The sequence below is a fragment of the Streptomyces sp. CA2R106 genome, assembly GCF_037034245.1.
GTDB lineage: Bacteria > Actinomycetota > Actinomycetes > Streptomycetales > Streptomycetaceae > Actinacidiphila.
This window is the reverse complement of the sequence record NZ_JBAGKC010000007.1, coordinates 1-21919: the sequence shown is the minus strand read 5'-3', so window position 1 is coordinate 21919 and position 21919 is coordinate 1. Positions and strand designations below refer to the sequence as shown.

The 21919-nt window shown below is 74.6% G+C and carries 20 protein-coding genes; 12 read left to right on the top strand and 8 right to left on the bottom strand.

Annotated elements, in window-relative coordinates; genetic code table 11:
• Positions 1-6 precede the first annotated feature (6 nt).
• Together WA788_RS12620 and WA788_RS12615 are read left to right on the top strand one after the other, a co-directional pair.
• Positions 7-681 carry an NADAR family protein gene (locus WA788_RS12620; RefSeq protein WP_335976340.1) on the top strand — a complete coding sequence of 225 codons (675 nt, stop codon included), beginning with the start codon at positions 7-9 and terminating at the stop codon, positions 679-681.
• On the top strand, positions 678-2090 hold the full coding sequence (locus WA788_RS12615; protein ID WP_335976337.1) for an FAD-dependent oxidoreductase: 1413 nt from the start codon (positions 678-680) through the stop codon (positions 2088-2090). The genes WA788_RS12620 and WA788_RS12615 overlap by 4 nt, the downstream gene beginning before the upstream one ends.
• Here the strand turns inward: WA788_RS12615 and WA788_RS12610 are convergent.
• Positions 2074-2919 carry a hypothetical protein gene (locus tag WA788_RS12610; protein WP_335976334.1) on the bottom strand — a complete coding sequence of 282 codons (846 nt, stop codon included), beginning with the start codon at positions 2917-2919 and terminating at the stop codon, positions 2074-2076. The two genes, WA788_RS12615 and WA788_RS12610, sit on opposite strands and share 17 nt — an antisense overlap.
• Before the next feature lie 208 nt (positions 2920-3127).
• On the opposite strand from WA788_RS12610, the gene WA788_RS12605 reads away from it, so the two are divergent.
• Positions 3128-3535 (top strand): hypothetical protein, encoded by a 408-nt coding sequence (locus WA788_RS12605; RefSeq protein ID WP_335976330.1) that lies wholly within the window; start codon positions 3128-3130, stop codon positions 3533-3535.
• On the opposite strand, the gene WA788_RS12600 is transcribed toward WA788_RS12605, so the two are convergent.
• Positions 3522-4130 carry a class I SAM-dependent methyltransferase gene (locus WA788_RS12600; RefSeq protein WP_335976326.1) on the bottom strand — a complete coding sequence of 203 codons (609 nt, stop codon included), beginning with the start codon at positions 4128-4130 and terminating at the stop codon, positions 3522-3524. The genes WA788_RS12605 and WA788_RS12600 overlap by 14 nt on opposite strands.
• A gap of 13 nt (positions 4131-4143) precedes the next feature.
• On the opposite strand from WA788_RS12600, the gene WA788_RS12595 reads away from it, so the two are divergent.
• From WA788_RS12595 to WA788_RS12585, 3 genes are all read left to right on the top strand, one after another.
• Positions 4144-4479 (top strand): YnfA family protein, encoded by a 336-nt coding sequence (locus WA788_RS12595; RefSeq protein WP_335976323.1) that lies wholly within the window; start codon positions 4144-4146, stop codon positions 4477-4479.
• 119 nt (positions 4480-4598) lie between these two features.
• On the top strand, positions 4599-5003 hold the full coding sequence (locus WA788_RS12590; RefSeq protein ID WP_335976321.1) for a roadblock/LC7 domain-containing protein: 405 nt from the start codon (positions 4599-4601) through the stop codon (positions 5001-5003).
• Between the two features lie 214 nt (positions 5004-5217).
• The gene (locus tag WA788_RS12585; protein WP_335976319.1) at positions 5218-6519 is read left to right on the top strand and encodes a DUF6397 family protein; all 1302 of its coding nucleotides are present in this window, start codon (positions 5218-5220) and stop codon (positions 6517-6519) included.
• Here WA788_RS12585 and WA788_RS12580 read toward each other — a convergent pair.
• Positions 6426-8939 carry a DEAD/DEAH box helicase gene (locus tag WA788_RS12580; protein WP_335976316.1) on the bottom strand — a complete coding sequence of 838 codons (2514 nt, stop codon included), beginning with the start codon at positions 8937-8939 and terminating at the stop codon, positions 6426-6428. The genes WA788_RS12585 and WA788_RS12580 overlap by 94 nt on opposite strands.
• A 133-nt stretch (positions 8940-9072) precedes the next feature.
• Here WA788_RS12580 and WA788_RS12575 point away from each other — a divergent pair, with 133 nt between their 5' ends.
• Positions 9073-9867, top strand: coding sequence for a metal-dependent hydrolase (locus WA788_RS12575; protein WP_335976314.1), 795 nt, complete (start codon positions 9073-9075; stop codon positions 9865-9867).
• A gap of 4 nt (positions 9868-9871) precedes the next feature.
• Here WA788_RS12575 and WA788_RS12570 read toward each other — a convergent pair whose 3' ends face one another.
• Positions 9872-11134 carry an MFS transporter gene (locus WA788_RS12570; RefSeq protein WP_335976311.1) on the bottom strand — a complete coding sequence of 421 codons (1263 nt, stop codon included), beginning with the start codon at positions 11132-11134 and terminating at the stop codon, positions 9872-9874.
• A gap of 136 nt (positions 11135-11270) precedes the next feature.
• Here WA788_RS12570 and WA788_RS12565 point away from each other — a divergent pair, with 136 nt between their 5' ends.
• On the top strand, positions 11271-12029 hold the full coding sequence (locus tag WA788_RS12565; protein ID WP_335976309.1) for a hypothetical protein: 759 nt from the start codon (positions 11271-11273) through the stop codon (positions 12027-12029).
• Here the strand turns inward: WA788_RS12565 and WA788_RS12560 are convergent.
• Positions 11944-12915, bottom strand: coding sequence for a LysR family transcriptional regulator (locus WA788_RS12560; protein ID WP_335976307.1), 972 nt, complete (start codon positions 12913-12915; stop codon positions 11944-11946). The two genes, WA788_RS12565 and WA788_RS12560, sit on opposite strands and share 86 nt — an antisense overlap.
• A gap of 146 nt (positions 12916-13061) precedes the next feature.
• Between WA788_RS12560 and WA788_RS12555 the strand changes: the two genes are divergently transcribed.
• Positions 13062-14033, top strand: a complete 972-nt coding sequence (locus tag WA788_RS12555) for an NADP-dependent oxidoreductase (RefSeq protein WP_335976305.1) — start codon at positions 13062-13064, stop codon at positions 14031-14033.
• A 32-nt stretch (positions 14034-14065) separates the two neighbouring features.
• Here the strand turns inward: WA788_RS12555 and WA788_RS12550 are convergent, their stop codons facing one another.
• Together WA788_RS12550 and WA788_RS12545 are read right to left on the bottom strand one after the other, a co-directional pair.
• Positions 14066-15850, bottom strand: coding sequence for an ABC transporter ATP-binding protein (locus WA788_RS12550; RefSeq protein WP_335976303.1), 1785 nt, complete (start codon positions 15848-15850; stop codon positions 14066-14068).
• Positions 15847-17781 carry an ABC transporter ATP-binding protein gene (locus WA788_RS12545; protein WP_335976302.1) on the bottom strand — a complete coding sequence of 645 codons (1935 nt, stop codon included), beginning with the start codon at positions 17779-17781 and terminating at the stop codon, positions 15847-15849. Before WA788_RS12545 ends, WA788_RS12550 begins: the two co-directional genes overlap by 4 nt.
• A gap of 308 nt (positions 17782-18089) precedes the next feature.
• On the opposite strand from WA788_RS12545, the gene mscL reads away from it, so the two are divergent.
• Positions 18090-18554, top strand: a complete 465-nt coding sequence (gene mscL, locus WA788_RS12540) for a large conductance mechanosensitive channel protein MscL (RefSeq protein WP_335976300.1) — start codon at positions 18090-18092, stop codon at positions 18552-18554.
• A 177-nt stretch (positions 18555-18731) separates the two neighbouring features.
• Here mscL and WA788_RS12535 read toward each other — a convergent pair whose 3' ends face one another.
• Positions 18732-19337, bottom strand: a complete 606-nt coding sequence (locus tag WA788_RS12535; RefSeq protein ID WP_335976297.1) for a MarR family winged helix-turn-helix transcriptional regulator — start codon at positions 19335-19337, stop codon at positions 18732-18734.
• Between the two features lie 140 nt (positions 19338-19477).
• On the opposite strand from WA788_RS12535, the gene WA788_RS12530 reads away from it, so the two are divergent.
• Together WA788_RS12530 and WA788_RS12525 are read left to right on the top strand one after the other, a co-directional pair.
• Positions 19478-21385, top strand: a complete 1908-nt coding sequence (locus tag WA788_RS12530; protein WP_335976911.1) for an ABC transporter ATP-binding protein — start codon at positions 19478-19480, stop codon at positions 21383-21385.
• Positions 21386-21486: 101 nt separating this feature from the next.
• Complete coding sequence (locus WA788_RS12525; protein ID WP_335976296.1) at positions 21487-21879, top strand: DoxX family protein; 393 nt, start codon at positions 21487-21489, stop codon at positions 21877-21879.
• Positions 21880-21919: the final 40 nt, after the last annotated feature.

Genomic DNA, 21919 nt, shown 5'->3' with positions numbered 1-21919 from the left:
GCCGTCATGTCGGCAGACACCCCCGCAGCCGCCGCGTCCTCCGCCGGGACACCCGGCGCCGACGCTGCCGCCGTCCGCTCGGTCCCGGTCCTCGCCGCCCTGGTGGCCGCCGGTACCCGCGTGAAGTACCTGCACTTCTGGGGTCACCGCCCGCAGCGCGACGGAAGTGTCGGCGCGGGCTGCCTCAGCCAGTGGTGGCCGGCGCCCTTCACGGTCGACGGCGTCACCTACGCGACCGCCGAGCACTGGATGATGGCGGGCAAGGCCCGGCTGTTCGGTGACGAGGACGCCGAGCGCCGCGCGGTGGCCGCCGGCCACCCCAAGCAGGCGAAGAGCGCGGGCCGCTCGGTCCGCGGCTTCGACGAGGCGGTCTGGCAGCACGAACGCTTCGGCCTGGTCGTGGCGGGCAGCCTGCACAAGTTCGCCCAGCACCCCGACCTGCGCGCCTATCTGCTCGGCACCGCGCGCCGCGTCCTGGTGGAGGCCAGCCCGCTGGACCGGGTCTGGGGCATCGGCCTGGCCGCCGACGACGAGCGGGCCGAGCGCCCCGACGCCTGGCGCGGCCTGAACCTGCTCGGCTTCGCCCTCATGGAGGCGCGGGACCGGCTCGCCGCCCAGGCACCAGGACGCGCGGCGGACACCGCACCCCGCCCCGCACTCCAGGAGCACACCGCCTCATGACCGAGCGCCTCGTCGTCGTCGGCGGCGACGCCACCGGCATGTCCGCCGCCTCCCAGGCCCGGCGCCGCAGGCCCGCCGACGGTCTGGAGATCGTCGCCTTCGAGCGCGGGCAGCACGTGTCCTACAGCGCCTGCGGCATCCCCTACTGGATCGCCGGGGACACCAGCGGCCCCGACGCCCTCGTCGCCCGTACCGCCGCCGAGCACCGCGACCGCGGTATCGACGTGCGCCTGGGCACCGAGGTGACCCGGATCGACCCCGAGGGCGGCCGCGTCCTGGTGCGCGACCCCGACGGCCACGAGAGCTGGACCGGCTACGACCACCTGGTGCTCGGCACCGGCGCGGTGCCCGTACGGCCACCGATCCCCGGCATCGACGCCCCCGGTGTCTTCGGGGTGCAGACCCTGGACGACGGCGAGGCCGTCCTGCGCGGCCTGGACCGTACCGGCGTCCGGCGGGCCGTGGTGGTCGGCGGCGGCTACATCGGCGTCGAGATGGCCGAGGCGATGCTGCGGCACGGCCTGGAAGTCACCCTCGTGGACCGCAACCCGCAGCCGATGACCACCCTGGACCCCGACATGGGACGCCTGGTGCGCGAGGCGCTCGAAGGGCTCGGTGTCACCGTGGTCTCCGGCGCGGCCGCCCGCGAGGTGCTCACCGACGCCGAAGGGCGCGCCCGCGCCGTCGCCACCGACGACGCGGAACACCCCGCCGACCTCGTCGTCCTCGGCCTGGGCGTCCGGCCGAACACCTCCCTCGCCCGCGACGCCGGACTCCCGCTCGGCACACACGGCGGGCTGCTCACCGACCGTTCGATGCGGGTGCGCGGCACCGACCGGATCTGGGCCGGCGGCGACTGCGTCGAAGTGCTCAACCTCGTCTCCCGCGCCTGGCAGCACATCGCCCTGGGCACCCACGCCAACAAGCACGGCCGGATCATCGGCACCAACATCGGCGGCGGCTACGCCACCTTCCCCGGCGTGGTCGGCACCGCCGTCAGCAAGGTGTGCGACGTGGAGATCGCCCGGACCGGCCTGAAGGAGTCGCAGGCCAGGGCCGCCGGCCTGGACTTCGTCACCGCGGTCATCGAGTCCACCAGCCGCGCCGGGTACTACCCCCACGCGGCCCCGATGACCGTGAAGGTGCTCGCCGAACGCGGCACCGGGCGGCTGCTCGGGATGCAGATGGTCGGCCGGGAGGGCGCCGCGAAGCGGGTGGACATCGGCGCGGTCGCGCTCACCGCGGGCATGACCGTCGGGCAGATGGTCGACCTCGACCTCGGCTACGCCCCGCCCTTCTCCCCGGTCTGGGACCCCGTGCTGGTCGCCGCCCGCAAGGCCGCGGACGCGGTGGCCGCCGACATCGTCCGCACCGCGCCCGCCGCCCGGGACGTCACGAAGCCGGGCTGACCTCGGCCGCGGCGAGCCGGCTGAGCGCTTCCAGCAGCGGTGGCAGCGCGGCTCCGCGGCCCACCGGCAGCACCTCGCCGGGCTCCTCGTCGAGCAGCACGAACGCCATGTCGTCGGTCCGAGCCACCAGGCTCCAGCCCGGACCGTCGGCGCGGACCGCCCCATACGCGGTCCGGACCCGGCCGGGCGGAGGCGGCTCGCGGGTGTACGCCTCGGCGCTCTCCAGGGCGCGGCGGACACCGTCGTGCGAGATGGCGCCGAGCGCGGCCCTCGGATCGGCGGACGCCGCCGGGGACGCCGGGCTGTCGTCGCCGCGGGCTCCTTGCGGTCCTGCGGCGGCCGGGCCGACCTGGTCGCGCCACTCCAGCCACCTGACCGCTATCTCGTCGGCCCCCAGCCGCCGTTGCGGCGGCCCCCACACCGACGTGTCGGGCGGCGCGAGTACCGGTCCGGCATCCGGCGCACCGTCAGGGTCGTGCGGCTCGGGCACCCCGGGCGCCGAGACCGCGACCGGCAGCGGCCAGCCCGGCAGGGACGCGACCATGGTGCTCTCGTCCGGCGCCAGTTCGTAGGCGAGCCCGCAGTCCCACGCGGCCAGCGCGCACGCGACCATCGCGGCATCGCTGGTCACCACCGTCCAGCGGGCCCCGGCGGAGTCCTGTCCGAACACCAGGCCGTAGCCGCCGGCCAGCGGTTCGAGCCCCAACCCTGCGCAGGCCGCGGGATAGTCGTCGCCCAGCACACCGGGAAAGCCGCCGGGCGTCAGCATCGCCGCCGTCAGCACGAGGAGCGCGTCCTCCTCAGGCGTGTCCTGCGCGTTGCCGCCCATCCCCAACCTCCCTGTCGCCGCACGGGTCCGCCGCACCTTAACCAGCCGGTAACCTCCGCGTCGAGTAGTGCGGAGTGAGGAATCCGTGCAGGTGGTGCGCTCGCGCGCCGCATCGCCCCCGCCGGTCAGGAGCCGCGCGGCCCGGGGTACGCCGCGCCTGCCGCAAATCACTGGCGGGGCGGCGCCGTTGCCTTCTACGATCCCGCGCATGTCCGGTATCAGGCGCTCCCACTTCGTCTGCGTGTCCTGCCGCGCGTCATGGAAGAAGCAGACGGGACGGGTGGACCGCGGCGACGTCTGCCCGCGCTGCGCCGGGCCGCTCGTCGACGCGGGGATTCAACTCGCGGTGCCGCGCAAGCGGGACACGGCCGGTTGGCGCGCCCTGGAAGCGGTGCTGGCCGCCGGGCTGCGCTTCAACCCGTCCTGTATCTGCTGCATGGACGGTCCCGGCTACCGCCCGCGCACCCCGCGGGAGGTCAGGGAGCGGCTCGCCCACGCGGCGGCGACCGGTGTGCCCGTGGCGGAGGCGCTCGCCTGCCAGGACCCGACCCACAGCGACCTACGCCCCGGGCCGGGGGCGCGCCGTGCGGGCGCCGGTCGGCTCAGGACTTCCTGACCGCCAGGGCCAGATAGCGGGCGGCGGAGTCGTCGAGGCACCTCAGCTGCCAGCCGCTTTCGTCCAGCAGCCGTCCGAGCTGCGGCTGCGCGCGGATGTCGTCGGGCGACAGCGCGTGCCCGTGGCGGGCGGCCAGCGCGGCCCGGCCGCAGGGGTGGAAGAGCGCGAGGCGGCCGCCGGTCCTGGTGACACGGGCCAGTTCGCGCAGACCGGCACCCGGGTCGGGCAGGTGGTGCACCAGGCCCGAGGCGAGTACGGCGTCGAAGGCGCCGGATCTCAGCGGCAGTCGGGCGCAGTCCGCCTCCACCAGGGCGCCCTGGGCCCGGCGGCCCAGTGCGGCCGCCTCCCGCAGCATCTCGGGCGTCAGGTCGACCCCCACCACGAGACCCCCGGGCCCGACCGCGTCCCGCAGGTGCGGCAGCGCCCGCGCCGTACCGCACCCCGCGTCGAGCGCCGACCGGCCCGCACCCAGCTCCAAGGCGGCGACCGCGGCTGCGAACGCCGGGCCGTCGTCGGGGAAGCGCTCCTCCCAGCCCGCGGCCCGCGCCGCGAAGAACTCCCGCACCCCGCCCCGTCCGCGCCCTGTTCCGGCCATGCATCATGTTCGCATGATCACGCTGCGTTCCGTCGCCCTGTTCCTGCTCGCCGCGGTGCTCGAGATCGGTGGCGCGTGGCTGATCTGGCAGGGCTTGCGCGAGCACCGCGGAATCGGCTGGATCGCCGCGGGTGTCCTCTCCCTCGGCTGCTACGGATTCGTCGCGACCCTCCAGCCGAGCGCCGACTTCGGACGCATCCTCGCGGCCTACGGCGGGGTGTTCGTCGCGGGATCGCTGGTGTGGGGCATGATCCTCGACGGCTACCGGCCGGACCGCTTCGACGTGATCGGCGCGGCGGTGTGCCTCGTCGGCGTCGGCGTGATCATGTACGCCCCGCGCGGTGGCTGATTCCCGCCGTCCGCGGGCGTGCGAACGGCCGTCCGAACGCCGTCGGCGCGAAGGTGGGGCTTGCCCTCGCGCGCCGGGCGTACCAGGCTGCGTAGCGCAGCGGAGACGGGAGGCAGGCGATGACGGTGGGCAACGGGCTCGCATGGCTGCTCGATGACCTGACCAAGCGGGTGCCGCACGTGCAGCACGCGCTCGTGCTGTCCAACGACGGCCTGGTCACGGGGGCCAGTGGCGACCTCGACCGGCCGACCGCCGAGCACCTGGCCGCTGTGTCATCGGGTTTCCACAGCCTCGCCAAGGGCGCCGGCCGGCAGTTCGGCACCGGCGGAGTACGGCAGACCATGATCGAGTTCGAGGAGGGCTTCCTCTTCGTCACCGCGGCGGGCGACGGCAGCTGCCTGTCCGTGCTCAGCGGGATGGACGCGGACATCGGCCAGGTCGCGTACGAGATGACGCGGCTGGTGCGCCGGGTCGGCGAGCATCTCGGCGTGGCGCCGCGGCAGTCCGGCACCGCGCACGCGTGAACGGCCAGGCCCTTCCGCCCGGCCCGGCCCGACCCGAGCGCGCCGGGCTCGCCCTCGCCGACCGGGCGAGTTGTCCTGGCCGGAGCGCTTGAACCGGTCCTGAACTGCGGTTTCCTGCGGTTCTCGGAGTTGTCCACAGGCGCTCCGCGAGGGGTTTCCGTTCCGCGCTAGTTTGGTCACTGTCAGTGATCGAACTTCGCGGAAGGTGATGGACGTGGGTGTGACGCAGGAGCGGCAGCAGCGGTTCGAGACGCAGCGGCCGACGGGACAGGCGGGTGCGGCAAGGGCACGGCGGGCGGCGCGCCCGGCGCAGGACCGGCTTGCCGTGGACGGGCCGCCCGCGGTGGCGGACGGCTCCTTGATGACGCTCGCGCGAGCCCGCGACGCGCTGGGCCTGGACTATGACGAGTTCGAGCTCGCCGTGCAGATCGGCGAGGTCTCCACGGTCGTGTGCGGGACGCACAGTTGGAAGGTGGAATCGGAGGAGGTGGACCGGCTCCTAGCGGAGGAGGGGCATCCCCTGCCGCTGCTCGACCGGGTCCGGCTGGTCGGCAGCGCCGAGGCGGCCAGAGAACTCGGGGTGGGCCGGGAGCGGTTCGTCCGGCTGGCCAGAGCCGGGCACATCCGTCCGGTCCGCTGGTATGTCAACAGGTACCGCGCGCTGGTGTGGATGTATCTGGCCCGGGATCTTCCGGTGCTCGCCGAGCAGTTCCCTGAGCTGCTCAAAGGCCCGCTGCCCGAGGAGCTACGGGCCGCGGTGGCCGAAGGCGGGGACGAACGGGCCCGCGGCTGGCGCTCCCGCCGCGTCACCCAGCTGCTGCGCGACGCGTCCGACGCGTGGGACGAGGCGGCGGTCTGGTCGGCGCTGCTCGGGCCGGAGCTGGTCGACAGCGCGGTTCCCGACCCCTACGAACGGGCGCATCTGCGCAAGTTGCGCGCGGCCCTGCCGCCCGGCCGGCCCGGCATGGCCACACCCGAGCAGATCAAGGCGATCGCCACGGCCGACCACCCGGACGAGATCGCACCGGCACTCGTGGCGCTCGCGGACGCGCTCGGTCGGGCCAGGAACGCGCGCCCCGCGCCGGGGCGGGCCGTCGGGGCCGCGGCCGGACTCGTCGCCGGGCTCGCCCCGTTGCCGACGGCGCCGCCCCCGCCCCAGCCGGTGCCGTCGTCCGTGCCGCCGGCATCCGTCACGCCACCGCCGGCGCTGCCGGCGCCGGGGCGCTCTGCCGCCGCAGCCGGACCGAAGACAGCGGGGCCCAAGACAGCGGGGTCGAAGACAGCGGGGCCGAAGACCGCCGAGCCGGAGGCGGCAGCGGCCACGCCGGGCCTGCGCGGGCTACTGCGGCTGCTCGGGCGCAGGCAGCGGTCAGCGGGCGCGGGCGCGGACCCCGGCCGGTGTGGCACCGACCGGGGCAGAACTCACAGCTCGCCGACGTCGGTGACCCGGACCACCGCGCGGCCCTCCTCGTCGGAAGCCGCGAGGTCCACCTCGGCCGAAATGCCCCAGCCGTGATCGCCGTTCGGGTCGGCGAAGGTCTGGCGGACCCGCCACAGGCCGTGCTCCGGCTGCTCCTCGATGAGCAGGAGCTTCGGACCGCGCGCGTCCGGTCCGGTGCCGAGGTCGTCGTACTCCTCCCAGTAGGCGTCCATGGCGTCGGCCCAGGCGTCGGCGTCCCACCCGGAGTCGGCGTCGAGTTCGCCGAGCTGGTCGTACTTCTCCAGCGCGGCCAGCTCGACACGGCGGAAGAGGGCGTTGCGGACCAGCACCCGGAAGGCGCGCGCGTTGGCGGTCACCGGCTTGACCTGATCGGCGCGCTCGGCGGCCTCCTCGGCGCTCTCCTCCTCGGGGTTGGCCAACTGCTCCCACTCGTCGAGGAGGCTGGAGTCGACCTGCCGCACCAGCTCGCCGAGCCAGGCCGTCAGGTCCTGGAAGTCCTCCGACTTCAGGTCGTCGGGCACCGTGTGGTCCAGCGCCTTGTACGCGCCCGCCAGGTAGCGCAGCACGATGCCCTCGGTCCTGGCCAGCTCGTAGTAGGAGACGAACTCCGAGAAGGTCATGGCCCGCTCGTACATGTCGCGGATCACGGACTTCGGCGACAGCGGATGGTCGCCGACCCACGGGTGGCTCTTGCGGTACACGCCGTAGGCGTGCAGCAGCAGCTCCTCCAGCGGCTTGGGGTAGGAGACGTCCTGGATGCGCTCCATCCGCTCCTCGTACTCGACCCCGTCGGCCTTCATCTCCGCGATCGCCTCGCCGCGCGCCTTGTTCTGCTGGGCGGCGAGGATCTGGCGGGGGTCGTCGAGGGTGGACTCCACGACGGAGACCATGTCGAGGGCGTAGGAGGGGGAGTCGGGGTCGAGGAGTTCGAAGGAGGCCAGCGCGAAGGTGGACAGCGGCTGGTTGAGCGCGAAGTCCTGCTGGAGGTCCACGGTGAGGCGGACGATCCGGCCCTCGGTGTCGGGCTGGTCGAGCCGCTCCACCACACCGCCGTCCAGCAGCGACCGGTAGATCGCGATGGCCCGCCGGATGTGGCGCAACTGGGACCTGCGGTCCTCGTGGTTGTCCTCCAGCAGCCGACGCATCGCCTCGAACGCGTTGCCCGGCCGGGCGATCACCGACAGCAGCATCGCGTGGGTCACCCGGAAGCGGGAGGTCAGCGCCTCCGGCTCGGACGCGATCAGCTTCTCGAAGGTGTTCTGCCCCCAGCCGACGAAGCCCTCGGGCGCCTTCTTGCGCACCACCTTGCGGCGCTTCTTCGGGTCGTCGCCGGCCTTGGCGAGCGCCTTCTCGTTCTCGATCACGTACTCGGGCGCCTGCGCCACCACGAACCCGGCGGTGTCGAAGCCGGCCCGGCCGGCGCGCCCGGCGATCTGGTGGAACTCCCGGGCCCGCAGCACCCGCACCCGCTGCCCGTCGTACTTGGTCAGTGCGGTGAACAGCACTGTGCGGATGGGCACGTTGACCCCGACACCGAGGGTGTCGGTGCCGCAGATCACCTTCAGCAGGCCGGCCTGCGCCAGCTTCTCCACCAGCCGGCGGTACTTCGGCAGCATCCCGGCGTGGTGCACCCCGATGCCGTGCCGCACGTAGCGGGAGAGGTTGCGGCCGAAGGCGGTGGTGAAGCGGAAGTTGCCGATCAGGTCGGCGATGGCGTCCTTCTCCGCCCGCGTGCACATGTTGATGCTCATCAGCGCCTGCGCCCGCTCCACCGCCGCGGCCTGCGTGAAGTGCACGATGTACACCGGCGACTGACGGGTCTCCAGCAGTTCGGTGAGGGTCTCGGTCAGCGGGGTGGTGCGGTATTCGTAGCTGAGCGGCACCGGCCGGGTCGCGGAGCGGACCACCGCGGTGGGCCGCCCCGTGCGCCGGGTGAGGTCCTCCTCGAACCGCGACACGTCGCCGAGCGTCGCCGACATCAGCACGAACTGCGCCTGCGGCAGTTCCAGCAGCGGGATCTGCCAGGCCCAGCCGCGGTCCGGCTCGGCGTAGAAGTGGAACTCGTCCATGACGACCTGGCCCACGTCGGCGTTCCGGCCGTCGCGCAACGCGATCGAGGCCAGCACCTCCGCGGTGCAGCAGATCACCGGCGCGTCCGGGTTGACCGAGGCGTCGCCGGTGAGCATGCCGACGTTCTCGGTGCCGAACATCTTGCACAGGTCGAAGAACTTCTCCGAGACCAGCGCCTTGATCGGCGCGGTGTAGAAGGTGACCTCGTCGCGGGCGAGCGCGGCGAAGTGGGCACCGGCCGCCACCAGGCTCTTCCCGGAGCCGGTGGGAGTGGACAGGATCACGTTCGCGCCCGAGACCACCTCGATCAGCGCCTCCTCCTGGGCCGGGTAGAGCGTGATGCCCTGCCCCTCGGCCCACGTCGAGAACGCTTCGAAGAGGGCATCGGGGTCGGCGTCGGAAGGGAGCTGATCGATAAGGGTCACCCCTCCATCTTGCCCGTCCGAGCGGCCGAGGGCGGAACCGGCGGTGAGAGCGATGATCACCACCGGTAGTGTGTGGCGTCGACCACACGTCAACTCCGCCCGCGGGCGGCCGAATCGGGGGTACCGCAGCACCATGATGGGACCAGCACACTCGCTGTCGGGAGCGGCGGCCTGGTTGGCGGTCGGCGCCATCTCGGCCGGCCTCGGCGATCCGATGCCGTGGCCGACCGTCGTGGTCGGTGCGCTGATCTGTGCCGGTGCGGCGCTCGCGCCGGACCTGGACCACCAGGCAGCGACGATCTCCCGCGCCTTCGGCCCGCTGTCCCATGTGGCCTGCAAAGTCATCGACGCGCTGTCCCACCTCGCCTACCGGACGACCCGGAAGAGCGGCGACCCCCGACGGGCCGGCGGCCACCGCACGTTGACCCACACCTGGCTGTGGGCGGCGATCCTCGGGGTCGGCTTCTCGGCACTGGCCGTCTACGGCGGCCGGTGGGCGGTGCTGGCGATCCTCTTCGTGCACATGGTGCTCGCCGTGGACGGCCTGCTGTGGCGGCAGGCCCGCACCTCCAGCCACATCCTGGTGTGGCTGCTCGGTGCGACCAGCGCCTGGATGCTCGCGGACGTGCTGGACGATCCGGGCCAGGGCAAGGCGTGGCTGTTCACCCAGCCGGGCCAGCACTACATGTGGATCGGTATGCCGATCGTGCTCGGCGCCCTGGTGCACTGCGTCGGTGATGCCATCACGGTCTCCGGGTGCCCGATCCTGTGGCCGATACCGATCGGCCGCCGCCGGTGGCACCCGCTGGGCCCGCCGAAGTTCATGCGGTTCCGTGCCGGGAGCTGGGTGGAGCTGAAGATCCTCACGCCGGTGTTCTTCGTCGCGGGCGGCGTCTGCGCCGTCGGCGCCCTGGGGTTCGTCGGCTGACGGCTCAGCCCTCCTTCGCCCGCTCGGCCGGGCGGCCGCGTCCCGCCCGCGCCGGCTGCCGCGGCCGGGCGCCGCGCACCGCGGGCACAGCGAGCACCGCGGCCACCGCCGCGACCTGCCACACCGGCCCGAAGCCCAGCACCCGCGCGGAGCCGAGGAGCGCGGCGGCCGGGCCGGCCGCGGCCAGGCCGATCGGGCCGAGGACATAGGCCCCGAACGAGCCGTAGGCGCTCACCCGGGCGAGGACCTCCGGCGGCACACCGCCCTGCACCCCGGCCAGGTAGAGCGTGGTGCAGAACGCCGAGCCCACGCCGCCCAGGAAGGCCGCGGCGCAGACCCAGCCGAGGGGCAGCCCGGCGGCGAGGGTGGCCGGTGGCAGCGACCAGCCCAGCGAGGCGGCCGTCCCCACGAGCAGGGGGCGGCCCGGGCGGCGGCCGAGCAGGGCGAGGCCGCCGGCCACCGCCCCGGCCCCGTAGCCGGCCATCACCAGCCCCCAGGCCGCGGAGCCGCCGAGCCGCTGCTGGGCGACGACGGGGCCGAGGACCAGGAACGGAGCCCAGACGAAGAGGTTCATCAGGCCCATATGCACCGTCGTCACCCACAGCCAGATACGGGAGCGGAAGGCCGTCCAGCCGCTTCGCAGGTCGGCGGCGAAGGACGAGCGGCGGGCGGCGGGCCGGACCGTGCGCGGGAGCAGCAGGAGCGCCGCGACGCTCACGGCGTAGCTGGCAGAGTCCAGTGCGATCACGCTGGACGGGCCGCTGACGGCGGTCAGCACCCCGGCGAGCGCGGGCCCGGCGATGGAGGTCGCCGAGGCGGCCGTGCCGAGCAGGGCGTTGGCGTCGGAGAGCGACGCGGTGCCGGCGAGGTGGGGGACGAGGGCGTTGAGCGCCGGGTTGAACAGCGCCTCGGCCGCGCCCCAGAGGCCGACGAGGGTGACGAGTGCCCACAGCGGTGGCCGGGAGCCGAGGAGCACCGCGGCGAGGGCGCCTTGGGTGAGGCAGCGCACCGTGTCGGCGGTCAGCATCACCTGCCGGCTGCCGAGCCGGTCCGCGAGGACGCCGCCGGCCAGGAGCACCAGGACGAGCGGCGCGATCCGGGCGCTGAGGACCAGGCCGAGTTCGGTGCCCCCGCCGCCGGTGGTGAGGATCGCGAAGGCGAGCGCGACGGAAGCGGTCGAGGAGCCGAGGAGGGAGGTGGCGTAGCCGATGAAGAAGCGGCGGAAGTCCCGTTCGCGCAGCAGGGAGAGACCGGAGGGGAGAGGCATGGGCGCAGCGTGCAGGGCGCGTGCGGCGACACGCCAGATCGGGTGACGAAAAAAGCTGAGTCGAAGTGAGTCAAGTTATGCTGCTGCCTGGAGCGTTCCGAAGTGCGTTTACTGCGATGGGCTGAACGGGGGCGATATGAGTCGGCCGGTGGAGTACGCGGTGGCCGTGGAGCGGTTCGTCGCCGCGGCGGAGTTGGGGGCGGGCTCCCGGCGGGTCTACCGGATCGCCCTCGCCACCTGGGCCTGGTCGCTGGTGGACAAGGCCCCGCCGGTGGGGGAGGGGCGCAGGGGCGCCACACCGCCGACGGTGCCGCTCGGCCTGCTCGACGCCCCGCGGACCGGGGAGCGGCTGCGGGAGGCGTTCCGCGCGCGGGCCGGGGCGGTCGGGGCGCGCACCGCCAACCGCGAGCTGTCGATCCTGGCCGCGGCACTGAACTGGTGGCGCGAGCAGGGGTGGTTGACGGGCGACCCGCTGTCCGGCGTGAGCCGCCTGCCGACGTCGGCCGCCCGGCAGCCGGAAGCGCGGCTCGACGCCGACCAGGTCCGTGCTGTCCTCGGTCTGCCCGTCCCCTTGCGGGAGAAGGCCTTCTGGCACCTGCTCCATGAGTCCGGGGCGAGCATCGAGCGGGTCCTCGCCCTCGACATCGGCGACCTGGACCTGGCCGGCCGCCGAAGCCGCGGGCGGGCCGCACTGCACTGGGGCGAGGGTGCGGCCGCACTGCTCCCGCTGCTCACCCTGGGCCGGCTGGACGGGCCGCTCTTCGTGACCGGGCGGGGGCGGCTGTCCTACCGCCGCGCCGCGGAGGTCTTCACCGCGGCGACCCGGCCGCTCGACCCGCAGGGGCGCGGGTGGACGCTGCGGCGGCTGGCGGCCGCGGCCGGGCCGCGGACGTAGGGGCGGGCGTGCGGGCGGGCGCGGCGTCGGGGCCGGGCGCGCTCATCCCGAGGGCGGCCGCGGCGGAGGCCGCCGCCCGCACCAGCGCGGCCACCCCGCGGCTGCGGGAGTGCTCCGGCCAGGCGATGACCAAAGTGGCGGGCGGGCAGTCCGCGAGGGGCACGTAGGAGACGGCCTGCCGCGGGTAGCGCGCGGCGACCGACCGGGGCAGCACGGTCGTCGTGGCACCGAGGCCGACGAGGGCGAGGAGCTGCGCGAGGTCGTGGACGCCCTGCGCGGCGATGTCGCGTTCGGCCCGGTCGTCGACCTCGTCGGGGCCGATGCCGAGGTCGGCCAGGCGCACGGCGGCGGCACCGGCGAGCGGATGACCCGCGGGCAGCGCGGCCACACGGGGTTCGCGCGCCACGACATCCGCGTCGATGCCGCTGGAGTCGTACGGCTCGAACATCAGGGCGGCGTCGGCCTCGCCGGTCCGCAGCAGCCGGGTGCGCTCGCGCCAGCCGCACAGCCGTACGGCGACCGGTTCGGCACCGGGTTCCTCGGCGACCGCGGCGAGGAGGTGTTCCAGCAGTCCGCCGTCGGCGTCGGCCTTGACGGCGAGCAGCAGCCGGCGGTCCGCGGTCCCGGCGCGCACGGCGCGCCGGGCGGCCGCGTCGAGCGCTTCGAGGGCGGGCCGCACCTGGCTGAGCAGCACCTCGCCGGGCTCGGTCAGGGCCACCACCCGGGTCGTGCGCTCGAACAGCCGCACCCCGAGGTCGGCCTCCAGGCTCCGGATCGCCCGCGACAGCGCGGGGGCGGCGATGCCGAGCCGCTCGGCGGCGCGGGTGAAGTTGCGTTCCTCCGCCACGGCGACGAAGTACCGCAAGGGTCGGGACTCCACGGGCATGGCCCCATTATGACCCGCCCGGTCGGATGATTGTTGCCTGCCGGGTCACAGTCGGTGCCGAGCTGGTCGTTCTGCCGCGGCCGCCGCGCCCGCAGACTGGGGAGCGCCGCAGGGCGTACGTCCCTCGGCGGAACGGAGCAGGACCCATGCGCGCAGTCGGCATCGAGCGCTTCGGCGACACCCCGGAACTCAGGGAGGTGCCCGAACCCGAGCCCGGCCCCGGCCAGTTGCGGGTCGCCGTCGAGGCCGCGGCCACCAACCCGCTGGACCTGGCGATCGCCTCGGGGGCACTCGCGGAGGCCGGCGCCTACCGCTTCCCGCTCACGCTCGGCATGGACGGCGCGGGCACGGTCACCGCGGTCGGCGCGGGCGTCACCGGCTTCCGGGTCGGGGAGCGCGTCTTCGGGCAGTTCTGGAGCAGCCCGTTCCAGTTCGGCACCTTCGCGGACGTCTGCGTCGTCCAGGAGGCACCCGCGCTCGGCGCGCTCGCCGCCGTACCCGACGAGCTGCCCAGCCACCTGGCGGCCGCGCTGCCGACCGCCGCCATGACCGCGCTCGGCGTCATCGAGCAGGCACAGCTGCCCGCGGGGGGCACCCTGGTCGTCATCGGCGCCACCGGAGGCGTGGGGACGTTCGCGGTGCAGGCAGCCGCGGCCCGCGGCCTCCGCGTCGTCGCCACCGCCGCCACCGCCTCGGGCGGGCGCGCCGACCGGCTGCGGGAACTGGGCGCCGACACGGTGCTGGCCGGTGGTGGCCAGCCGCTCGACCAGGCGCTGCGCGACCTCGCGCCCGACGGGGTGGACGCGGTCCTGGACGCCGTCGGCGACCGCGCCCTGGCCGGCAGCGCGGCCGGCGCCGTACGGGACGGCGGCGCCCTGATCTCGATCGCCTTCGGGCTGGACGAACGCGCACAGGCCGACCAGCGCATCCGCGCCGCGAACTACCGCCTCGACCGCAAGCCCGAACTCCTCGCCCAGGTCGCGCACCTGGCCGCCGCAGGCACCCTGCGGCCCGTCATCGGCGCCGAGGTCCCGCTGGAGGACGCCCCGCGGGCCCTCACCGGCGCCGTCCCCTTCACCGGCGGCCTGCGCGGCAAGGTCGTCGTCCGGGTGGGCTGAACGCGCCGCCCGCGGCAGGCACCCGGGCCTCCTCACCCGTGCCAGGACCGCCACAGCGCCGCGTAAGCCCCCTCCGCCGCCACCAGTTGGTGGTGGCTGCCCAGCTCGCTGATCCGGCCGTCCTCGACCACCGCGATCACGTCCGCGTCGTGCGCGGTGTGCAGGCGGTGCGCGATGGCCACCACGGTACGGCCGTCCAGCACCCGGGACAGCGAGCGTTCCAGGTGCCGGGCGGCCCGCGGGTCGAGCAGGGAGGTCGCCTCGTCGAGCACCAGGGTGTGCGGGTCGGCCAGCACCAGCCGGGCCAGCGCGAGTTGCTGCGCCTGCGCCGGGGTCAGGGCGGCGCCGCCGGAGCCGACCTCGGTGTCCAGCCCGTCCGCCAGCGCGGCCGCCCACCCTCGCGCGTCCACGGCGGCCAGCGCGTCCCACAGCTCGCCGTCGCCGGCCGCCGGGCGGGCCAGCCGCAGGTTGTCGCGCAGGCTGCCGACGAAGACGTGGTGCTCCTGGTTGACCAGCGCGACGTGCTCCCGGACCCGCTCGGCGGGCATCCGGGCCAGCGCGGCACCGCCGAGGGTGACCTCGCCGGTCCGCGGCGCGTAGAGCCCGGCCAGCAGCCGCCCGAGCGTGGACTTGCCCGCGCCCGACGGCCCGACCAGCGCCAGCCGGGTGCCGGGCGGCACGTCGAGCGACACGCCATGCAGCACGTCGGTGTCCTCGGTGTAGCCGAACCGGACCCGGTCCGCGGTCATGGTCCGGCCGTCCGGCACCAGTGCGCCGTCGCCCTCCTCGACCTCCACCTCGCGCACACCCACCAGCCGCGCCAGCGACGCCTGCGCGGTCTGCAACTCGTCGTACCAGCGCAGCATCATGCCGATCGGGTCGACCAGCATCTGCGCGTACATCGCGCCGGTGGTCAGCGCGCCCACCGCCAGCCAGCCGTGCAGCGCGAAGCCGCCGCCGATCAGCAGCACGGCGGTGAGGATCAGCACGTGCGTCATCGTGACCGCGGGGAACAGCACGCTGCGCAGCCACAGGGTGTACCGGCTCCAGTCGATCCAGTTCCGCAGCCGGGCCCGGGACAGCTCCTCGCGCCGCCCGCCCAGGCCGTGTGCCTCGATGGTGCGGCCGGCGTCCACGGTCTCGGCGAGCGCGGCGGCCACCGCCGCGTAGCCGGCCACCTCCGCGCGGTAGGCGCGCGGCGCCCGCCGGAAGTACCAGCGGCAGCCGACGGCCAGCAGCGGCATCGCCACCACCACGGCCAGCGCCAGCGGCGGGGCGGTCACCACCAGCGCGCCGAGCAGCAGCAGCGCCCACACCACCGCGACGGCCAGCTGCGGCACGGCCTCGCGCATCGCCTCCGACAGCCGGTCGACGTCGGTGGTGATCCGCGACAGCAGATCGCCGGTGCCGGCCCGCTCCAGCACGCCCGGGGGCAGCGAGACCGCACGCACCAGGAAGTCCTCGCGCAGGTCGGCGAGCATGCGCTCGCCCAGCACCGCCCCGCGCAGCCGCACCTGCCGCACGAACCACGCCTGCACCGCCAGCGCGGCCAGGAACAGGCAGACGGTACGCGTCAGATGGATGTCGCGGTGGCCGTCGGCCAGGTCCTGCACCAGGTCGCCCAGCAGGAACGGGCCGACCATCGACGCCACGACCGCGACGGTGTTGACGCCGAGCAGCAGCGCGAACTTGCCGCGGTGCCGCCCGACCAGCTCCCGGACGTAGCCGCGCACCGTGGCGGACGAGCCGACCGGCAGCGTGGCGTTGTTCGCGACCGGCGCCGAGGGGTCGTGCTCCGGCGGTCGTACGCCGATCATGCGAGGTCCTCCTTCGTCGACATGTCGCCACGGGCACCGGCCGCCTCGGCCGCCGCCACCGCTTCGTCCGCCACCGTCCCATCCATCGCCGCTCCGTTCGCCGCGGTACCGTTCGCCGCGGTCCCGTTCACCACCGCGTCGTCCTCCTCGCGGGTCACCACGGACCGGTACAGCGGCGTCGTCCGCAGCAGTTCGTGGTGGCCGCCGGTGGCCAGCGCGGTGCCGTCGTGGACGAACACCACCCGGTCGGCGCGGTCCAGGACCAGCGGGCTGGAGGTGAGGACCACGGTGGTGCGCCCGGCCCGGATCTCCCGCAGCCCGTGCGCGATCCGCGCCTCGGTGTGCGCGTCGACCGCCGACGTCGGCTCGTCGAGCACCAGCACCCCGGGGTCGGCCATCAGCGAGCGGGCCAGCGCGAGCCGCTGCCGCTGCCCGCCGGACAGGGACCGGCCGCGCTCGATGATCCGCGCCCGCATCGCGTCCCCGGACGCCGCGTCGGCGCCGGCCAGCGACCGCACCAGCGCGTCGAGGACGTCGCCGCACTGCGCGGCGGCCAGCGCCGCCTGCGCGGCCACCCGGCCCGAGGCGGGCACGTCGAGCAGTTCGGCCAGCGTGCCCGACAGCAGCACCGGGTCCTTGTCGTGGACGAGCACCGCCGAGCGGGCCGCCGCGAGCGGTACGGCGTCCAGCGCCCGCCCGCCCAGCAGCACCGACGGGTCGCCCTCGACGGCGGCGGGGCTGTGCCCGCCCAGCCGGTCCGCGAGCCGGCCGGCGGCGTCCGGGTCCCCGCACACCACCGCCGTGAGCAGCCCGGCGGGGGCGAGCAGCCCGGTCGCCGGGTCGTACAGGTCGCCCGCGAGCGCGGCCTCGTCCAGGGCCTGCCCGGCACCGGCCCCGCCCGCCCCCGCCGCGCCTGCCATGCCTGCCACGTCGGTACGACGCAGTGCCAGCACCCGCGCGGCCCGCTTCGCCGACGGCCGCGAGAACGACCACGCCATGGCGATCTCCTCGAAGTGCTGGAGCGGGAACAGCAGGAAGGACACCGAGCCGTAGACCGTGACCAGCTGGCCGACCGAGATCTGCCCGTCCAGCGCGAGCCGCGCCCCGTACCAGGCGACACCGACCAGCAGCAGCCCCGGCAGCGCGACCTGGACGGCCGCGATGGTGGCCCACATCCGGGCGCTGTGCACCGCGGCCCGCCGCACCTCCTGCGACGTACGGCGGTAGCGCTCCAGGAACAGCTCCTCGCCGCCGATCCCGCGCAGCACCCGCAGCCCGGCCACGGTGTCGGCGGCCAGCTCCGTCGCCCGGCCGCCCTTCTCCCGCTGGAGGTCGGCCCGGCGGGTGGCCGCGGGCAGCAGCGGCAGCACCGACAGCGCCAGCACCGGCACGCACGCGGCGACCACGACCCCGAGCTTCGGCTCGTAGACCACCAGCGCCACGGCCACGCCGACGGTCGCCAGCAGCGCCGAGGTGAAGCGGGCCAGCGCCTCGACGAACCAGCCGATCTTCTCGACGTCGCCGGTGCTGACCGCCACCACCTCGCCCGCCGCGACCCGGCGGGTCAGGACCGCGCCCAACTCGACCGCCTTGGCCGCCAGGAGCTGCTGCACCTTGGTGGAGGCGCTGATCCAGTTGGTGACCGCGGTGCGGTGCAGCATCGTGTCGCCGAGCGCGGTGAGCATGCCGAGGACGAGCACCGCGACACCGGCCAGCACCAGCCGGGTGCCCGAGCGGTCCACCACCGCCTGCACGGCCACGCCGACCACGGCCGGGAAGCAGGCCAGCGGCCCCATGCGCAGCAGGCCCCACGCGGCGGCGGCCACCTGGCCGCGCCACTGGCCCAACTCCAGCCAGATCAGCAGCCGGCGGCCGGAACGGGTGTCGGGACGGCCGGGATCGGCGAAGGGGAGGGCGGTGAGGGACGGCATGATGTCCTGAGGTGGGTGCGTGGCTGCGGGCAGGGGTCAGCGCCCGGACCCGGCTGGGCCCGGGGCGGAGCGGACGTCCCACGGCCCCCTCGCCGCATTCCGGGCGATCCCCCGCGATCCCCCGCGATCGGGCCGGAAGCCGCCGTGGACCGTGTAAGACTCCCTGCGCACCGGCCGCCGGGTCAAATGGATTTCACGGAACAAGATCACTCGTGTGGGTGACCTCCACCACACCGACTTTGCGGTGCGATGGCTGGAAACGGCACACTGTGTGGCTCCACATCTTGGTTACTGAGGAGACCCCCCACATGAAGGGCTTTCGGGCATTTCTGCTGCGCGGCAACGTCGTCGACCTGGCGGTCGGTATCGTCGTCGGTGCCGCTTTCACCGCGCTGGTGAACGGTTTCGTCGGAGCGTTCCTGACGCCGATCGTCGGCCTGGTCAGCGGTGCCACCGGTGATTTCAGCCACCGCAGCTTCCACGCGGAGGGCGTCACCTTCCCGTACGGCGTGTTCATCAACGCGCTGATCAGCTTCGTCATCGTGGCGGCGGTGATCTACTTCCTGGTCGTGCTGCCGATGAACCGCATGCAGGAGAAGTTCTTCCCGAAGGCCGCGGCCGCGCCGATGCGCGAGTGCCCGGAGTGCCTGACCGCGATCCCCGTCGCCGCCAAGCGCTGTAGCGCCTGCACCGCGGTGCTCGCCCCGTCCGTGCCCGCCCAGGGCGGCGAGAGCGAGGCCGCGAGCGACGGAGCGGTCGACATCTCGAAGTAGAAGTCCTCGCAGGAGAAGGAGGGGTCCACGAGGCCCCGGGGTCCCCGCCCCGGTCCTCCCCGGTCCTCCCCGGTCCTCCCCGGCTCCGGGTGAACGGCGCGCCGCACGGACGAGTGGCGCGCCGCAGCCTTTTCCGCCCTAACCCCGTCGGCGCCGTCGTCCCCCCGCGCGGCCGCGCTACTCCCGCGGCCCGCCGCCCTTCGCGCGCCCCTTCGGCCCGCCGCCGGACCCGCCGCCGGGCCCGCCGTGGCCCCCGTGCGCTCCATGCGCTCCATGCGCTCCGTGCGCCCCGCGCCCCTGCGGCTGCCCCTCCCCGAGCGTGTCCAGCAGCGCCGACAGCGCCGCCCGCTTCTCCTCGTCCAGCGGTGCCAGCAGTTCGGCGGCCGCGGCCCGGCGCACCGCCCGCAGCTCGGACAGCGCCCGCGCGCCCTCGTCCCGCAGTTCGATCCTGATCACCCGCCGGTTGTGCGGGTCGGGCACCCGCCGCACCATCTCCCGCTCCTCCAGCGCGTCCACGAGCGTGGTCACCGCGCGCGGCACCACGTCGAGCTGCTGTGCGAGGTCGGCCATCCGCGGCGGCGTCTCGCAGTGTGCGAGCGCGCGCAGCAGCCGGGACTGCGCCGGAGTGATGCCCAGCGGCTCCATCAGCCGCCGCTGCGCGCGGTGCAGCCAACGGCTCAGCGTCAGCAGCTGGTCGGCGAGGCGTCCGGTGGTCTCCTCGGCGCCGCCGGGCGCCGGGCGGGACCGGCTCTCCTCGGTGGCCGCGGTGGTGGGGGAATCCATGGCCTCAGGCTATCAGGATGAACCTCATTGTGAGTATAGGTAACAATGACCTACACTCCCTTTGTCCACGCGTCCCGGGCCACCCGACGCCCCGGACGCGCACCCCGACCCGGAGGAGCCCTTTGCGCCCCCAGAACACCGTGTCCGACCGATGGACACCACCGAAAGGCAAGCCCGTCACCCGCGCGGACGTCGACGTCCGCCGCATCCTGCGCCTGTTCCGCCCCTACCGCGCCCGGCTCGTCGTCGTGGGGCTGCTGGTCGCCCTGTCCTCCCTGGTCTCGGTCGCGTCGCCGTTCCTGCTGCGCGCGATCCTCGACACGGCCATCCCGCAGGGCCGCAGCGGACTGCTCGCCCTGCTCGCGCTGGGCATGATCGCCACCGCCGTCGCCAACGGCGTCTTCGGCGTGCTCCAGACCCTGATCTCCACCACGGTCGGCCAGCGCGTCATGCACGACCTGCGCACCGCCGTCTACGAGCGGCTCCAGCGGATGTCGCTCGCCTTCTTCACCCGCACCCGCACCGGCGAGGTGCAGTCCCGGATCGCCAACGACATCGGCGGCATGCAGGCCACCGTCACGTCCACCGCGACCTCGCTGGTCTCCAACCTCACCTCGGTGGTCGCCGCGGTGGTGGCGATGGTCGCCCTGGACTGGCGGCTGACGATCGTCTCGCTGCTCCTGCTGCCGGTCTTCGTCTGGATCTCCCGCAAGGTCGGCCGCGAGCGCAAGAAGATCGCCACCAAGCGGCAGAAGCAGATGGCCACGATGTCCGCCATCGTCACCGAGTCGCTGTCGGTCAGCGGCATCCTGCTCGGCCGCACCATGGGCCGCACCGACTCGCTCACCCGCGACTTCTCCACCGAGTCCGAGCGCCTGGTCGACCTCGAGGTGCGGTCGAACATGCAGGGCCGCTGGCGGATGGCCGTGATCGGCATCGTGATGTCCGCGATGCCCGCGCTGCTGTACTGGGCGGCCGGCCTCACCGGAGGCGGCGGCCCCGGCTCCTCGATCTCCATCGGCACCCTGGTCGCGTTCGTCTCCCTCCAGCAGGGCATGTTCCGCCCGACGGTCTCGCTGCTGGCCACCGGCGTGGAGGTGCAGACCTCGCTCGCGCTCTTCCAGCGCATCTTCGAGTACCTCGACCTGCCCGTGGACATCACTGAGCGGCCCGACCCGGTCCGCATCGAGCGGGTCCGCGGCGACATCCGCTTCGAGGACGTCGACTTCGCCTACGAGGCCGCGGACGGCGGCCGCGCCGAACCCACCCTGCGCGGCATCGACCTCGCCATCCCCGCCGGCGGCAGCCTCGCCGTGGTCGGCGCGACCGGCTCCGGCAAGAGCACCCTCAGCTACCTGGTGCCCCGCCTGTACGACGTGACCGGCGGCCGGGTCACCATCGACGGCACCGACGTGCGCGACCTCAGCTTCGACACCCTGGCCGCCGCGGTCGGCGTGGTCTCCCAGGAGACCTACCTCTTCCACGCGTCCGTCGCGGAGAACCTGCGCTTCGCCAAGCCCGACGCGACCGACGCCGAGATCGAGGCGGCCGCCCGCGCCGCGCAGATCCACGACCACATCGCCGGCCTGCCCGACGGGTACGACACCCTCGTCGGCGAACGCGGCTACCGCTTCTCCGGCGGCGAGAAGCAGCGCCTGGCCATCGCCCGCACCATCCTGCGCGACCCGCCGGTGCTCGTCCTCGACGAGGCCACCAGCGCGCTCGACACCCGTACCGAGGCCGCCGTCCAGGACGCGATCGACGCGCTCTCGGCCGGCCGGACCACCATCACCATCGCGCACCGGCTCTCCACGATCCGCGACGCGGACCAGATCGCCGTGCTCGACGCCGGCCGCGTCGTGGAACGCGGCACCCACGACGAACTCCTCGCCCTCGACGGCCGGTACGCCGCCCTCAGCCGCCGCGGCGCCGACCACCCGGACGCGGCAGCAGCCGAGGCCGCCGCAGCCGAGGGAACCGCGGCAGCCGCCGTGACCGCGGCGACCGGGCCGGCGACCGCGCTCGCACCCGCGGCCACCCCGCGCTGAGCGCCGGCGCGGGGGCCGTACGGGGCTTGCCGGCGCCACCTTACTCACGGGTAAGGTGGGCCTCCGGCGGGAGCCGCCCGCCGGTCGGAGGAGGCCGCCCCGTGTCCGTACGCCCCGCATCCCTGCGCCCGGCTCCGCTGCTCGCGGGGCTGCTGGCCACCGCCGGCGCCCTGCACTTCCTGGTGCCCGCGCCCTTCGACGGCATCGTGCCCACTGCCCTGCCGGGCCGCCCGCGCGACTGGACCCGGGCCAGCGGCGCCGCCGAACTCGCGCTCGCCGCCGCCGTCGCCCTGCCGGCCACCCGCCGCACCGGCGGCCTGCTCACCGCCGGCTTCTTCGCCGCGGTCTTCCCCGCCAACGTCAAGATGGCCTACGACTGGCGGCACCGCCCCGCCCCGCTCAAGGCCGCCGCCTACGCCCGGCTCCCGCTCCAGGCGCCGCTGGTGATGTGGGCGCTGAAGGTCAGCCGCTCGGCGGCGTCCGGATCGCGCTGACAAGGATCGCGCTGACACGGATCACTGCGATCACTCCGAC